Annotated in this window: 9 protein-coding genes; all 9 read left to right on the top strand. The window is 62.6% G+C overall.

Annotated features, from left to right (window positions below; genetic code table 11):
• Positions 1-419: 419 nt before the first annotated feature.
• The 9 genes from bcsQ to C8K58_RS10335 are packed head-to-tail and all read left to right on the top strand — an operon-like array spanning position 420 to position 14,881.
• On the top strand, positions 420-1,469 hold the full coding sequence (bcsQ, locus tag C8K58_RS10375) for a cellulose biosynthesis protein BcsQ (RefSeq protein ID WP_027605104.1): 1,050 nt from the start codon (positions 420-422) through the stop codon (positions 1,467-1,469).
• Positions 1,466-3,685: a UDP-forming cellulose synthase catalytic subunit gene (gene bcsA, locus C8K58_RS10370; protein WP_027605103.1), complete on the top strand. Its 2,220-nt coding sequence runs from the start codon at positions 1,466-1,468 to the stop codon at positions 3,683-3,685. The genes bcsQ and bcsA overlap by 4 nt, the downstream gene beginning before the upstream one ends.
• Positions 3,682-5,949: a cellulose biosynthesis cyclic di-GMP-binding regulatory protein BcsB gene (bcsB, locus tag C8K58_RS10365; RefSeq protein WP_027605102.1), complete on the top strand. Its 2,268-nt coding sequence runs from the start codon at positions 3,682-3,684 to the stop codon at positions 5,947-5,949. Before bcsA ends, bcsB begins: the two co-directional genes overlap by 4 nt.
• The gene (gene bcsZ, locus C8K58_RS10360) at positions 5,946-7,142 is read left to right on the top strand and encodes a cellulose synthase complex periplasmic endoglucanase BcsZ (protein WP_027605101.1); all 1,197 of its coding nucleotides are present in this window, start codon (positions 5,946-5,948) and stop codon (positions 7,140-7,142) included. Before bcsB ends, bcsZ begins: the two co-directional genes overlap by 4 nt.
• Positions 7,124-10,963, top strand: a complete 3,840-nt coding sequence (locus tag C8K58_RS10355) for a cellulose biosynthesis protein BcsC (protein ID WP_027605100.1) — start codon at positions 7,124-7,126, stop codon at positions 10,961-10,963. The genes bcsZ and C8K58_RS10355 overlap by 19 nt, the downstream gene beginning before the upstream one ends.
• 17 nt (positions 10,964-10,980) lie before the next feature.
• Positions 10,981-11,646 carry an SGNH/GDSL hydrolase family protein gene (locus C8K58_RS10350; RefSeq protein WP_027605099.1) on the top strand — a complete coding sequence of 222 codons (666 nt, stop codon included), beginning with the start codon at positions 10,981-10,983 and terminating at the stop codon, positions 11,644-11,646.
• A complete protein-coding gene (locus tag C8K58_RS10345) occupies positions 11,646-12,311 on the top strand; it encodes a DUF4397 domain-containing protein (protein ID WP_027605098.1) in 666 nt (221 codons plus the stop codon). The genes C8K58_RS10350 and C8K58_RS10345 overlap by 1 nt, the downstream gene beginning before the upstream one ends.
• Before the next feature lie 17 nt (positions 12,312-12,328).
• A complete protein-coding gene (locus C8K58_RS10340) occupies positions 12,329-13,744 on the top strand; it encodes an MBOAT family protein (RefSeq protein ID WP_027605097.1) in 1,416 nt (471 codons plus the stop codon).
• Between the two features lie 12 nt (positions 13,745-13,756).
• On the top strand, positions 13,757-14,881 hold the full coding sequence (locus C8K58_RS10335; RefSeq protein ID WP_108573679.1) for a cell division protein FtsQ: 1,125 nt from the start codon (positions 13,757-13,759) through the stop codon (positions 14,879-14,881).
• Positions 14,882-15,024: the final 143 nt, after the last annotated feature.

Below are 15,024 nucleotides of genomic sequence, written 5' to 3'. Positions count from 1 at the left end.
GGGTGGGTTTTGCCTTGAATCCAGCTGCGGTTTGCGTATTCTGTCGCGCGATATGAATAGTAGGTTTAATCGCAAAATCGTGTAGGCAAATTTTCGAGACAGATTTGAGGCAATGGATTATTTGTTTGTGGGTATGTCAGATTTGTGCCGTTTTTGACCAGCAGGCCAACAAAAATCACGATAAATCAGTGCAAGTTCATGTTCTTACAAGGAATGCATTTTTTTCGGCGAAATAGTCATAAAAATGGCGCCAGGCCGTTCGTCGGATAAGATCGGGCTAAAAGCATCAAAATACTGACACCATCAATGTGATATCACAGAATGCCTCGGCCAACACATAACTATAAAAATACAAGGTCAGCTCTTCGCTGACCTTTTTATCGCCTTTAAAGCGCAAACCAGGTGGGGAGGGGCAGTGAGTGAGTCGAGCAGATGACATTTCAAAACTATTCAACAAGCTGGGTGCCAACCCGAATGGCTACCGCGAAATCGACTTTATCCATGAGTTTATCGAGGACGAAGTAGAGGTCCTGGAAAGCCCGGAGGTTGTTGCTCCCCCGCCTGCAGTGGCAGCTCTCTTGGACGAAGCCCCATCGGCCCCGTTGTTGCGTTTGCTCGAAGAGCTGAACCATGGCGCCGCCGACCACCTGCCACGGTCCGAAGTGGTACCGGGCACGCAAGGCGAGGTGTATTCGGAGCAGTCCACGCCGAAAGTGGTGGTGGTGGTTTCGGTTAAAGGGGGCGTGGGCCGTAGCACCTTGTCTGCTGCGATTGCCAGTGGCTTGCAGCGCCAGGGGCACCCGGCGCTTGCCCTCGACCTGGACCCGCAAAACGCCCTGCGTCACCACCTGTGCCTGGGCCTCGACTTCCCTGGCGTCGGTGCCACCAGCTTGCTTAACGAAAGCTGGGAAGCCCTGCCTGAGCACGGCTTTGGCGGTTGCCGCCTGGTGGCGTTCGGTGGCACTGACCACGAGCAGCAGCAGAGCTTGAATCGCTGGCTGGGCCAGGATCCGGAGTGGCTTGGCAAGCGTTTGGCCAGCCTTAAGCTGAACGGCCAGGACACGGTCATCATCGACGTACCGGCCGGCAACACCGTGTACCTCCGTCAAGCCATGTCGGTCGCCGACGCGGTGCTGGTGGTGGTGCAGTCGGATGTGGCGTCGTTCAGCACCCTGGAGCAGATGGACAGCGTGCTGGCGCCATACCTGCAACGCGCAAAACCGCCACAACGCTTTTATGTGATCAACCAGTTGGACGCCGCCCACCGCTTCAGCCTGGACATGGCCGAGGTGTTCAAGACGCGCCTCGGCAGTGCCCTGCTGGGCACGGTACACCGCGACCTGGCGTTCAGCGAAGCCCAGGCCTACGGGCGTGATCCCCTCGACCCTACCGTCAACAGTATCGGCTGCCAGGACGTCCACGCCCTGTGCCGCGCCTTGCTCGAACGCATCGACTCGGACCTTCCATGACCGACAATACGTCCTCCACGCCCTTCGTCGAAGGGCGCGCTGAACAGCGCCTGAATGGCGCCATCGCGCGCTTCAATCGCTGGCCTGCGGCGCTACGTACGGTGCTGGTATTTGCCAGTTGCGTGCTCGGTGCCCTGCTGTTTTTTGGCGTTATCAGTGCGCCGCTGGACCTCTACAGCCAATGCCTGTTTGCCGCTGTGTGCTTCATGGCGGTGCTGGTGCTGCGCAGGATCCCGGGGCGCCTGGCAATCCTTGCGCTGGTGGTGTTGTCGCTGGTGGCCTCGCTGCGCTACATGTTCTGGCGACTCACCTCCACCCTGGGCTTTGAAACCTGGCTCGACATGTTCTTCGGCTACGGCCTGGTCGCCGCCGAGTTCTACGCCCTGATCGTGCTGATCTTCGGCTACGTACAAACCGCCTGGCCGCTGCGTCGCACTCCGGTGTGGCTCAAGACCGAGCCGGAAGAATGGCCGACGGTGGATGTGTTCATCCCCACCTATAACGAAGCGTTGAGCATCGTAAAGCTGACCATCTTCGCCGCCCAGGCGATGGACTGGCCCAAGGACAAGCTGCGCGTGCACGTGCTCGATGACGGCCGCCGTGATGACTTTCGCGAGTTCTGCCGCAAGGTCGGGGTCAACTACATCCGTCGCGACAACAACTTCCACGCCAAGGCCGGCAATCTCAACGAAGCGTTGAAGGTCACCGACGGCGAATACATCGCGCTGTTCGACGCCGACCACGTGCCGACGCGCTCCTTCCTGCAAGTCAGCCTGGGCTGGTTCCTCAAGGATCCGAAGCTGGCGATGCTGCAAACGCCGCACTTCTTCTTCTCGCCGGACCCGTTCGAAAAGAACCTCGACACCTTCCGCGCCGTGCCCAACGAGGGCGAGTTGTTCTACGGCCTGGTGCAGGACGGCAACGACCTGTGGAACGCCACCTTCTTCTGCGGCTCGTGTGCGGTGATTCGCCGTGAGCCGCTGCTGGCAATCGGCGGGGTGGCCGTCGAGACCGTGACCGAAGACGCCCACACCGCGCTCAAGCTCAACCGCCTGGGCTACAACACGGCGTACCTGGCGATCCCGCAAGCCGCGGGCCTGGCCACGGAAAGCCTGTCGCGCCACATCAACCAGCGGATTCGCTGGGCGCGGGGCATGGCGCAGATCTTCCGCACCGACAACCCGCTGCTGGGCAAGGGCCTCAAGTGGGGCCAGCGCATCTGCTACGCCAACGCGATGTTGCACTTCTTTTATGGTTTGCCGCGTTTGGTTTTCCTCACCGCGCCGCTGGCCTATTTGGTCTTTGGCGCGGAGATTTTCCATGCCTCGGCGCTGATGATCGTCGCTTATGTACTGCCGCACCTGGTGCATTCAAGCCTGACCAACTCACGCATCCAGGGCCGTTTCCGGCACTCGTTCTGGAACGAGGTGTACGAGACCGTACTGGCCTGGTACATCCTGCCGCCGGTGCTGGTGGCGCTGGTCAACCCCAAGGCCGGTGGCTTCAATGTCACCGACAAGGGCGGCATCATCGACAAGCAGTTCTTCGACTGGAAGCTGGCGCGCCCTTACCTGGTGCTGTTGGCCGTGAACCTGGTCGGCCTGGGCTTTGGTATCCATCAGTTGATATGGGGCGATGCGTCCACGGCCGTGACGGTGGCGATCAACCTGACCTGGACCCTCTACAACCTGATCATCACCAGCGCCGCCGTAGCCGTGGCCTCGGAGGCGCGCCAGGTGCGTTCAGAGCCGCGCGTCAGCGCCAAGCTACCGGTGAGCATTATCTGTGCCGACGGCCGTGTGCTGGATGGCACTACCCAGGATTTCTCGCAGAACGGCTTCGGCCTGATGCTCACCGATGGTCACTCGATCACCCAGGGCGAGCGCGTGCAACTGGTGCTTTCGCGCAACGGCCAGGACAGCCTGTTCGATGCGCGCGTGGTGTTCAGCAAAGGGGCGCAGATCGGCGCCCAGTTCGAACCCCTCAGCCTGCGCCAGCAAAGCGAATTGGTACGCCTGACCTTCTCCCGCGCCGACACCTGGGCCGCGAGCTGGGGCGCCGGCCAACCGGATACGCCGCTGGCGGCCCTGCGCGAAGTCAGTTCCATCGGCATCGGCGGCCTGTTCACCCTCGGCCGCGCCACCCTACACGAACTGCGTCTGGCCTTGAGCCGCACCCCCAAAAAACCGCTTGATACGCTGATGGACAAGCCATGACCTCGAAGATTTTCGCTCGCCCTCATCCGCGCCGTGCACTCGCGCTGATGATCGCCTCGCTGATGGGTTTCAACACCCTGGCGCAAGCTGCCGAGCAAGCGGTGACCACCGTGCCCGTGCAAAGCACCGACAACGGCTACAGCCTGACCCTCAAGCAATTGGGGCGTCGCGACACCATGAACCTGCAAGGGGTGGAGTCTTCCGACAGCGTCAACTTCGACATTCGTGCCGACGAAGTGGTCAAGGGCGCGCAACTGTTGCTCAAGTACAGCTACTCGCCGGCGTTGCTGGCGGACCTGTCGCAGATCAACGTGCTGGTCAACGGCGAAGTAGCCGCCAGCCTGGCGTTGCCCAAAGAGGGTGCCGGTACTCAGCAGGAACAACTGGTGCAGATCCCGCCGAAGTTGATCACCGAATTCAACCGCTTGAGCCTGCAGTTCATCGGTCACTACACCATGTCCTGCGAAGACCCGTTGCACAGCAGCCTGTGGGCCAAGATCAGCAACAGCAGTGAGCTGAAAGTGCAGGTCGAGCCGATCGTCCTCAAGGACGACCTGGCCGTGCTGCCGCTGCCATTCTTCGATAAGCGTGACGCGCGCCGGGTGAGCCTGCCGTTCGTGTTCGCCACCGCGCCGGACAGTGCCGCCCTGGAAGCGGCCGGTGCGTTGTCGTCTTGGATCGGCGGCCTCGCCAGCTACCGTGGCGCGACCTTCCCGACCACCCTCGGCGAGCTGCCGGCCAAGGGCAATGCCATCGTGCTGGTGCAAACCGCCGAAGCCATGGATGTGCACGGTGTCGCCATCGCCAAGCCGACCGGCCCGACGTTGACCCTGATCGCCAACCCCACCGACGCCAATGGCAAGCTGCTGATCGTCACCGGCCGTGACGCGCAAGAGCTCAAGCGCGCCGCCACCGCCGTGGTGCTGGGTAGCCCGGTATTGGCCGGCAACAGCGTGGTCATCACCAAGCTCGAAGCCCTCGCGCCGCGCCGTCCCTATGACGCCCCGAACTGGCTGCCGAGCAACCGCCCGGTGCGCCTCGGTGAGTTGGTCGAGCAGCAGAAACTCAGTGTGTCGGGCTACAATCCCGGCGCCATCAGCGTCGACATGCGCCTGCCGCCTGACCTGTTCAACTGGCGCGAAGAAGGCGTGCCGCTGCACCTCAAATACCGTTACACCCCCCAGCAGGTGTCGACCAATTCCGCGCTGCTGATCGGTCTGAATGACCAGTTCATGAAGTCCGTGGCGCTGCCGTCGGTGACCAACCTGGGCGGCGGTCAAACCCTGCTCGACCAGTTGAAGAAAGACGAAAGCCTGCCCCGTGAAGTGACGACCCTGTTGCCGATCAGCTCGGCATCGCCCAAGTCCAAGCTGCAGCTGCGCTTTATGTACGACTACATCAAGGAAGGCGAATGCCGCGACATTATCGTCGACAACATGCGCGGTTCCGTCGATCCGGACTCGACCCTCGATGTCACCGGTTACCAGCACTACATCGCCATGCCTAACCTGGGTGTGTTCAACGACTCCGGTTTCCCGTTCACGCGCCTGGCCGACCTGTCGGAATCCGCCGTGGTCATGCCGGACAACTTCGGCACCGATGAAATCACCGCTTACCTGACCGTGCTCGGCCGCTTCGGCGAAGCCACCGGTTACCCGGCGACTGCGGTGAAAGTGGTACAGGCCAAAGATGTGCAAAGCGTCGCCGACAAGGACCTGCTGGTGCTCGCCACCGCCGCCAACCAACCGCTGCTCAAGCAGTGGCAGCAGTACCTGCCGGCGACCAGCGATGGCGCGCAGCATCAGTTCCTGTTGTCGGACCTGCCGCGTTATGTGCGCAGCTGGGTCAGCCCCGATCCGGCGGCCAATATCCACAAGGCCAATACCGGGATCACCTTCAACAGCTTGAGCAGCAGCACCTGGCTGGCCGGTTTCCAATCGCCGCTTAAGTCCGGGCGCAGCGTGGTACTGATCGCCAGCAACCAGCCGCAAGGCCTGCTGGAAGCTACCTCCGCCCTGATCGGCGGCGACGACTACAAAGATTCGATCCAGGGCAGCCTGGCGGTGGTGCAAGGCACGCAGATCAGCTCGCTGGTGGCGGACGAGCAGTACTACGTCGGCAAGCTCAACTACTTCAAGTTCATGCAGTGGCAACTGTCCCAGCACCTGGGGTGGATGCTGTTGATCACCTTCCTCAGCCTGGCGGTGGTCACGTCGCTGATCTACCTGTCGCTGCGTGCCCGTGCAAAACGGCGGTTGGCATGAGCCCGCTGCGTAGCATGGCCCTGATAGCGCTGGGCTCGCTGATGTGTGCTGGTGTGGCGCAGGCACAGAGCTGCGACTGGCCGTTGTGGCAGAACTATGCCAAGCGCTTCGTGCAGGACGACGGCCGCGTGCTCAACTCCTCCATGAAACCTACCGAGAGCAGCTCGGAAGGGCAGTCCTACGCGATGTTCTTCGCCCTGGTCGGCAACGACCGTGGCAGCTTCGACAAGCTGTGGACCTGGACCAAGGCCAACATGTCGGGGGCCGATATCGGCCAGAACCTGCCAGGTTGGTTGTGGGGCAAAAAGCCTGACAACACCTGGGGCGTGATCGACCCCAACTCTGCCAGCGACGCGGATTTGTGGATGGCCTACGCCCTGCTTGAAGCGGCCCGCGTGTGGAATGCACCGCAATACCGCGCCGATGCGCAATTGGTGCTGGCCAATGTGGAACGCAACCTGATCGTGCGTGTGCCGGGCCTGGGCAAGATGCTGTTGCCGGGGCCGGTGGGGTACGCCCATGCCGGTGGTCTGTGGCGGTTCAACCCGAGCTACCAGGTGCTGGCGCAGCTACGTCGCTTCCATAAAGAGCGGCCGAATGCCGGCTGGAACGAAGTGGCCGAAAGCAACGCGCGGATGCTCGCCGACACCGCCAGCAACCCCCATGGCCTGGCGGCCAACTGGGTCGGTTACCGTGCGACCAGTGCCAACACCGGGCTGTTTGTGGTCGACCCGTTCTCCGATGACCTGGGCAGCTACGACGCGATCCGCACCTACATGTGGGCCGGCATGACCGCCAAGGCCGATCCACTCGCGGCGGGCATGCTCAAGTCCCTGGGGGGCATGTCCCGGGCGACGGCTGCGGCGGCCACCGGCTTCCCGCCGGAGAAAATCCACGTCACCACCGGCGAAGTCGAGAAGAACAACGGCTATTCGCCGATCGGCTTCTCGGCGTCGACCATTGCCTTCTTCCAGGCCCGTGGCGAAACCGCCCTGGCACAACTGCAAAAGGCCAAGGTCGACGACGCGCTCAACAAAGCCTTGGCGCCCTCGGCGCCGGACAGCGCGCAGCCGATCTACTACGACTACATGCTCAGCCTGTTCAGCCAAGGCTTTTCCGATCAGAAGTACCGTTTTGAACAAGACGGTACGGTCAAACTTTCCTGGGAGGCAGCATGCGCCGTCACACGCTAGCCATTGCGATTCTCGCCGCCCTGGCCTCGACCGCCAGCTTCGCTGAAACCAGCGACCCGCAGTCCCTGCTGATCGAGCAGGGCTACTACTGGCAGGCGAAGAAAAACCCCGAGCGGGCCCTGGAGACCTGGCAGAAACTGCTTAACCTGAGCCCCGAGCAGCCGGACGCGCTTTATGGCATCGGCTTGATCCAGATGCAGCAGAACCACCCGGCCGAGGCGCAAAAGTACCTGGCCCGACTGCAAGCGCTGAGCCCGGTGCCGCGCCAGGCGTTGCAGCTGGAGCAGGACATCACCGTCAACATGCCGGAAAATGCCAAGCTGCTGGAGCAGGCGCGTGAATTGGGTGAGCCCGAAGACGAGCGCGAAAAGGCCGTGGCCTTGTACCGTCAGATTTTCCAGGGCCGCCAGCCCCAGGGCCTGATCGCCCGTGAGTACTACAACACCCTGGGTTTTACCGCCAAGGGCACCAATGAGGCCATTGCCGGCCTGCAGCGCCTGACCCGTGAGCGGCCCAACGATCCGATCGTTGCGCTGTTCCTGGCCAAGCACCTGGCACGCAACCCGGCAACCCGGCCGGACGGTATCCGTGCGTTGGCCAAGCTGGCCTCGAACAACGATGTGGGCGGCAACGCCGATGAAACCTGGCGCTTTGCGCTGGTCTGGCTCGGCCCACCGAAGCCGGACCAGGTGTCGCTGTTCCAGCAATTTCTCACCGTGCACCCGGATGACACCGAGATCCGCGCGCTCATGGACAAGGGCATCGCCCAAGGCAAGGGCGGCGGTGCCTGGCAGCGTGATCCGCAGATGACCAAGGCGTTCAAGGCCCTGGACGACGGCGACTTGAAAACCGCCGAGCCACTGCTCACGGCGCGCCTTGCGCAAAAATCCAATGACGTCGATGCCCTTGGTGGCATGGGCGTGTTGCGTCAACAGCAAGAGCGTTTCAGCGATGCGGAAAACTACCTGGTGCAGGCCACGCGCTTGCCCGGTGGCGCCGCGTGGCAGTCGGCCCTGAACGACGTGCGTTACTGGAACCTGATCAGCCAGAGCCGTGACGCCCAGCGCGCCGGCCGCGGTGCCCAGGCCCGCGACCTGGTGGCCCAGGCCGAGCGCCTGAACCCGGGCCAACCGGGTGCGGCAATCGCCTTGGCCGGTTTCCAGGCCCAGGACAACCAGTTCGACGTTGCCGAAGCCGGCTACCGCAAGGTGTTGGCCCGTCACCCTGGCGACCCGGATGCGCTCAGCGGTTTGATCAACGTATTGTCCCAATCCGGCCAGCCGGATGAAGCCCTGAAGCTGATCGACTCGGTGTCGCCGGCCCAGCGCGCCAAGTTTGCGCCGAGCGTGAAAATCAACGCACTGCGCGCTACCCAGGTCGGCAAACTGGCCGAGCAGCGCGGTGACCTGAAGGCCGCGCAAGCCGCCTACCGCCAGGCCCTCGACGCCGACCCGGAAAACCCCTGGACCCGCTTTGCCCTGGCGCGCATGTACCTGCGCGACGGTCAGATCCGCAATGCGCGTGCCCTGATCGACGGCCTGCTCAAGACCCAGCCCAACCAACCGGATGCGCTGTACACCAGCACCCTGTTGTCGGCTGAACTGAGCGAGTGGAAACAAGCCGAGGCCACCCTCGGGCGCATCCCAACCGCCCAGCGCACGGCGGACATGAACGAGCTGGCGATCGATATCGCCCTGCATCAGCAGACGGACATCGCCATCGAAACGGCGCGTCGTGGCCAGCGTCCGGAAGCCCTGGCGCTGCTTGGTCGTTCCGAGTCGCTGACCCGGCAAAAACCTGAGCGCGTGGCGGTGCTGGCTGCTGCTTATGTTGAAGTGGGCGCCCCGCAGTTCGGCCTGGACATGATGCAGAAGGTGGTGGAGAACAACCCCAACCCGACTGTCGACCAGAAACTGCTGTACGCCAACGTACTGCTCAAGGCCAACAAGTACAGCGAGGCGGGCGAGATCCTGCGCGAAGTGCAAGGCCAGCCGTTGACCGAGATCGGTCGCCAGCGCTATGACGATTTGATCTACCTGTACCGGGTCAAGCAGGCCGACGCCCTGCGCGAGAAGAACGACCTGGTGGCGGCCTACGACATGCTTTCCCCGGCCCTGGCCCAGCGCCCGAACGACGCATTGGGTGTCGGTGCCCTGGCGCGCATGTACGCGGCCAGCGGCAATGGCAAGAAGGCCATGGAGCTGTACACGCCGTTGATCCAGCAGAACCCGAACAATGCGCGCCTGCAATTGGGTCTGGCGGACATCGCCCTGAAAGGCAACGACCGCAGCCTGGCGCAATCGGCCAGCGACAAGGCCCTGGCGCTCGAACCGGGCAACCCGGAGATCCTCACTTCGGCGGCACGCATCTATCAGGGCCTGGGCAAGAACAGCGAAGCCGCTGAACTGCTGCGCAAGGCCCTGGCGATTGAAACCGCGATGAAGGCCAGGACCCAGGTGGCCCAGGCCGAACCTCAGGGCAAATCGTCTAACCCCTTCGTGGGCTTGCCGGGCCAGCGCCGCCAGGTCACCGACCTGACTGTCGCCGGCGCCGTGCCGCCGCCGATCGATGCACCGACCAAGACCGTCACGTCCAGCGCTTTTGCCAGCGCGACGTCCAACGACCTGAGCGACCCGTTTGTGCCGCCGTCGACCATCGCCTCCATCGACAGCCCCGAGCTGAGCCCGGCACGGCGTGCGCTGGATACCATCCTGCGTGACCGTACCGGGTATGTGGTGCAGGGCTTGAGCGTGCGCAGCAATAACGGCGAGAAAGGCTTGAGCAAGATCACCGATGTGGAAGCGCCGTTCGAAGCGCGCATGCCGGTGGGCGATAACACCATAGCGTTGCGCGTCACGCCGGTGCACTTGAGTGCGGGCAGCGTGGGCAGCGATGCGTTGTCGCGTTTCGGCAAAGGCACCACCACCCCGGCGGGCTCCCAGAGCGACACCGGTGTTGGCTTGGCCGTCGCGTTCGAGAATCCGGATGAAGGTCTCAAGGCCGACGTCGGGGTCAGCCCTCTGGGCTTCCTCTACAACACCCTGGTGGGTGGCGTGAGTGTCTCGCGTCCGTTCGAGGCCAATTCGAACTTCCGCTATGGCGCCAATATTTCCCGGCGTCCGGTCACCGACAGTGTCACTTCCTTCGCGGGTTCCGAAGACGGCGATGGCAACAAATGGGGCGGCGTCACCGCCAACGGCGGCCGTGGTGAGCTGAGCTATGACAACCAGAAGCTGGGCGTCTACGGCTACGCGTCGCTGCATGAATTGCTGGGCAATAACGTCGAAGACAACACCCGCCTGGAACTGGGCAGCGGCATCTACTGGTACCTGCGCAACAACCAGCGGGACACGTTGACCCTGGGCATCAGCGGCTCGGCGATGACCTTCAAGGAAAACCAGGACTTCTACACCTACGGCAACGGTGGTTACTTCAGCCCGCAGCGCTTCTTCTCCCTGGGCGTGCCGATTCGTTGGGCACAAAGCTTTGATCGCTTCAGTTACCAGGTAAAAAGTTCGGTAGGCCTGCAGCATATCGCGCAAGATGGGGCGGATTTCTTCCCTGGCGAAAGTACGCTGCAAGCGTCCAGGAATAATCCCAAGTACGAGAGCACCAGCAAAACCGGCGTCGGCTACAGCTTCAACGCGGCGGCCGAATACCGTCTCAGCTCGCGGTTCTACCTGGGGGGTGAAATCGGACTCGATAACGCCCAGGATTACCGCCAGTACGCGGGTAATGCTTATCTGCGCTACTTGTTCGAAGACCTGAGCGGACCTATGCCTTTGCCGGTCAGCCCGTACCGTTCCCCTTATTCCAACTGATTAAATCGGAGTCATTCATGCCTGTTTCTGCGATTGCCGGCCTAACCATGCTGGTACTGGGCGAAAGTCATATGAGCTTTCCCGATTCGTTGCTCAACCCGCTGCAAGACAACCTGACCAAGCAAGGCGCGGTGGTTCATTCCATCGGTGCCTGCGGTGCTGGTGCGGCGGATTGGGTCGTACCGAAAAAAGTCGAGTGTGGCGGCGAGCGCCTGCCCACCGGCAAAGCGGTGATCTACGGCAAGAACGCCATGAGCACCACGCCGATCCAGGAACTGATCGCCAAGGACAAACCCGACGTTGTCGTGCTGATCATCGGCGACACCATGGGCTCGTACACCAACCCGGTGTTCCCCAAGGCCTGGGCCTGGAAAAGCGTGACCTCGCTGACCAAGGCGATCACCGACACCGGCACCAAGTGCGTGTGGGTCGGTCCGCCGTGGGGCAAGGTCGGTTCCCAGTACAAGAAGGACGACACCCGCACCAAGCTGATGTCGGCCTTCCTGGCCAGTAACGTGGCGCCGTGCACCTACATCGATTCGCTGACCTTCTCCAAGCCGGGCGAGTGGATCACCACTGACGGCCAGCACTTCACCATCGACGGCTACCAGAAATGGGCCAAGGCCATTGGTACGGCCCTGGGCGACCTGCCGCCATCAGCCTACGGTAAAGGAAGCAAATAATGAAACGCATGACCCTGGGCCTGGCGACCTTGCTCGCCAGTGTCAGCGCCTACAGCGCCGACATCCCGTTGTACCCCACCGGCCCGGAGCAAGACGCAGCGTTCCTGCGTTTTGCCAACGGCACTCCCGGTGAGTTGAGGCTGGTGGCGGACGGTTCCAAGGCCAGCCTGGTGTTGAGCGGGGATAAAGCCGTGTCGGCCTTCCTGCCGGTGGTGGGGGGTGACAAGCCGATCAAGGGCGTGTTGAGCCGCGACGGCAAAAACGTCGACCTGTCGGTGACCGTGGCCCCCGGCGAATTCGCCACCGTGGTCGCGTTGGTCGACGCCCAGGGCGCCACGCGCCAGTTGGTGGTGCGTGAGCAACCGGACGACTTCAACGCGCTCAAGGCTTCCCTGGCCTTTATCAACGCCGATGCCGCCTGCGCCGACGCCAGCCTGGAAGCCGTGGCCCAAAAGGCCGAGCTGTTCAAGAAGGTGGCCGAAGGTTCGTTGCAACGCCGCATGATCAACCCGCTGGAATTGTCGGTGCAGCTCAAGTGCGCCGGTGCTCCGGTGGGCCAGCCGCTGACGTTCACCCTCAAGGCGGGTGAGCGCTATAGCGTGCTGGCCGTCCCTTCGGCTGCAGGTTCGAAGTTGCTGTTCGCTTCCGACGCACTCGCTAACTGATCGGGCCCGACACCACCATGGTCTTTGCCTCACTCGAATTCCTCACGCTGTTCCTGCCGGCCTTCCTGTTGATCTATGCCCTGGCTCGTCCGAGCTGGCGCAACGTCATCCTGTTGATCGGCAGCTGGTTGTTCTACGGCTGGCTGAGCCCGTTGTTCCTGTTCCTGCACATGGTGTTGACCGTGGTGGCATGGGTCGGCGGCCTGCTGGTGGACCGTTCCCGTGAGGACGGCAAAGGCCGGGTGCGCCTGTTGATCGCGTTGATTGTGTTCAACACGGCGGTGCTGTGTTGGTACAAGTACGCCAACATCGTCGCCGGTACCGTGAGCGAGGTGATCACCTGGTACGGCGCCATGCCGCTGGATTGGCAGCGCGTGGCCTTGCCGGCCGGCTTGTCATTTATCGTGCTGCAGGCGATTTCCTACCTGGTGGACGTGCACCGTCATACGGTGCCGGTGGAACGCAGCTTCATCAATTACGCCACGTACATTTCGATGTTCGGCCACTCGATTGCAGGCCCGATCATCCGTTATGACTGGGTTCGCCGGGAGCTGAACCAGCGTTATTTCAACTGGCCGAATTTCTCCCTCGGTGCGCGGCGCTTCATGATCGGCATGGGCATGAAAGTGCTGGTGGCGGACACCTTGTCGCCGTTGGTGGACATTGCCTTCCACCTGGAAAACCCGAGCCTGGTGGATGCGTGGATCGGTTGCCTGGCCTATTCGCTGCAACTGTTCTTCGACTTCGCCGGCTACAGCGCCATGGCCATCGGCCTGGGCCTGATGCTGGGCTTTCACTTCCCGGAAAACTTCAACCGCCCGTACCTGGCCAGCAGCATCCAGGACTTCTGGCGTCGTTGGCACTTGTCGTTGTCCAGCTGGTTGCGCGACTACCTGTATATCGCCCTGGGCGGTAACCGTGACGGCGTGTGGCGCACTTATCGCAACCTGTTCCTGACCATGGCGATCGCCGGGTTGTGGCACGGCGGCGACAGTTGGAACTACCTGTTGTGGGGGGCGGCGCACGGTATCGCGCTGTGTGTGGATCGCGCCTGGTCGCGGTCGAGCCTGCCGCGTATTCCGCCGGTGCTGTCGCACATCCTGACGTTGCTGTTTGTGTGCCTGGCCTGGACCTTGTTCCGCGCGCCGGACTTCCATTCGGCGCTGACCATGTACGCCGGCCAGTTCGGTATGCATGGCGTGGCCTTGGGTGACGCCATGGCCGTGGCCATGCGCCCGGCCCACGGCATGGCGGCGTTGCTGGGCCTGGTGTGCATCATTGCGCCGATCTGGCAGGTGCGTTGCGAGCAGCGTTTCGGTACCCAGCCCTGGTTTGTGGTGGCCGCTTCGTTGTGGCCGGTGGCCGGGTTTGTGTTGTCGTTCGCGCTGATCGCCAGCCGCGACGCCGTACCGTTTCTGTACTTTCAGTTCTAAGGACGCCCGACCATGCCCGCTCCTACCGCGCCGACTCCTCCGAGCGACTTGGCTGTTCGCACCAGCCCCCTGGCGGCCTGGGTGCTGGTGCCCTTCCTGGCGGCGGGGCTGCTGTCCTGCGCCTGGCTGATGGTGAAGGGGCCGATCAGCTTCTTGCCTGCCAAGGTCGACAGCGACATGCTGCTGCACGGTGAGTTGACCCACCGTTTCGCCAAGGAACTGGCCAAGGCGCCGATGGCGATCCAGGCGGCCAACCTGGAACGTGGCGCAAGCTGGCTGGCGTTCGGCGACACCGGCCCACGCGTGCGGCCGGGTTGCCCGGGCTGGCTGTTTATCAGCGATGAACTGCGCATCAACCGCCACGCCCAAGCCAACGCACAGGCCAAGGCCCAGGCCGTGATCGACCTGCAGCGGCAACTGGGTGAAAAAGGTATCGAGCTGCAAGTGGTGGTGGTACCGGACAAGAGCCGCATTGCGGTTGCCCAGCTGTGTGGCGTGTACCGACCGGCAGTGCTCAACAGCCGGATTCAGGACTGGACGGCCACTTTGCAGGCCGCTGGCGTGTCCGCGCTGGACCTCACCGATACCTTAAGACCCCTCGGGCCCGAGGCATACCTGCGCACCGACACCCACTGGAGCGAAATCGGCTCCAACGCCGGCGCCCAGGCGCTGGCAAAACGCATCCAGCAACGTGAGATCAAGGCTACGCCCGAGCAAACCTTTGAGATCACCCAGGCACCGCTTGCCGTGCGCCCCGGTGATCTGGTGCGCCTGGCCGGTCTCGACTGGTTACCGCCGAAGTTGCAGCCCCCGGGGGAATCGGTCGCGGCCAGCTCCGCCCACGAAGCGGGTGGCGCCACCAGCAACACTGATGACCTGTTCGGCGACGCCGGGTTGCCCAATGTGGCACTGATCGGGACTTCGTTCTCGCGCAATTCCAACTTTGTCGGCTTCCTGCAGAAAGCCCTGAACGCTCCCGTGGGCAATTTCAGCAAGGACGGCGGCGAGTTCTCCGGCGCAGCCAAGGCGTACTTCGACAGCCCGGCGTTCAAGCAAACCCCGCCGAAGTTGTTGATTTGGGAAATTCCAGAGCGGGATCTGCAGACTCCCTACGACACGATCAGTATTGGTCGGTAATTTGACGCCTTGCCGTTTATCTAAAAAATAGACGGCTTATCCATCAAAATAATGACACTTTTGTGCGCTTGAAGCAGACTGCCTGTACAAGGGCGACCATAAGAAGACCTGCGGTAAGCAGTCGTATCAGCTGACCTTTTCAC

The sequence above is a fragment of the Pseudomonas sp. GV047 genome (genome assembly GCF_003058245.1).
Classification (GTDB): domain Bacteria; phylum Pseudomonadota; class Gammaproteobacteria; order Pseudomonadales; family Pseudomonadaceae; genus Aquipseudomonas; species Aquipseudomonas marginalis.
This window is presented reverse-complemented; position numbering and strand designations above follow the sequence as displayed.